Raw genomic sequence first — 1,011 nt, forward strand, 5'->3', positions numbered from 1 at the left:
TTCGCCGACTACCCTCTTTCTTTTGAAAGAGCCTTTGGTTGAACAGTTCGAGCTTGTCTCTGATTGCACGATTTAATTCGGCAAGGGAGAAGAACTGTTCATCCCGAAGTGCTGCTGTTATCCAGGTAGAGATATTTCCTACCGTTCCTTCAGCATTCGGCTTATCCTTGGGAGCTCTGACACGTGCCGGAATAATAGCGGTGCCATAGTGTTCAGCCATTTCCTGATAGGTTTCATTAATCTGCTGGTCTTTAAGTCCACCATTGTGAACAACTGCAGTTTTGCAGTTATCCGGTACGAGAATCTTAGCAACACCGCCAAAGTACTCGTACATATGGACATGTGCATTAATCCATGATTTCTGCTTCATATCCAGAAATGCTTCCACATATGCATACTGGCTGTAAGTCATTACACCAACAAATATGTATGCCTTAATGATTTCTCCAGTATCTGGATCAATGATTGTTGCAGGATCACCTGCCCAATCAACTTCAACCTGTTCACCGGGTTTCCGGTTGATATGCATGGTAGCACGATGTTTCTGCTCTTCCTGTTGGATATGGTAGCAGAACTGTGAATACATGAGTGGTTCTTCGCCATTGGCACGGCAATCCTCCATGTATTCGGTCCACAGGAGTTTTTTACTTACACCGTTACGGAGTAATTCCTTGCGGATGTAATCGTAGTCAGGCATACGCTTTTGAGGACGGCTGTTTAGTTTTGGATAAAACAACTTTTCGAGAGCCTCATCTGTTTGATTGTCTTGCAAAGGCCAGCAAAGCTTTAATTCCTGAGCCCTTTTTAAGACTTTCGAAACAGTGTTTCTGGAACACGGAACACTTAATGCTATGTTCCTGTTGCTGAATCCCAGACTTGAAAGTCTGAGGATTTCACGATATTTAGTCATAAGGATGACCTCCTTCATAATAGATTTACACAATAAATGTGCATAAATCTATTATAAAACTGAAGTGGCTCATTATGACCGGAATAGTGGCTCACACATAT

1 protein-coding gene is annotated in these 1,011 nt (G+C 42.5%); it reads right to left on the reverse strand.

Annotated features, from left to right (window positions below; genetic code table 11):
- Positions 1-910, reverse strand: a 910-nt coding sequence (gene istA / locus FYJ57_RS15070; protein WP_154433287.1) for an IS21 family transposase, incomplete at its 3' end; no start/stop codon positions are given.
- Between the last annotated feature and the right edge of the window lie 101 nt (positions 911-1,011).

Source organism: Oliverpabstia intestinalis (assembly GCF_009696065.1).
In the GTDB taxonomy this organism is placed as follows: Bacteria; Bacillota; Clostridia; order Lachnospirales; family Lachnospiraceae; genus Oliverpabstia; species Oliverpabstia intestinalis.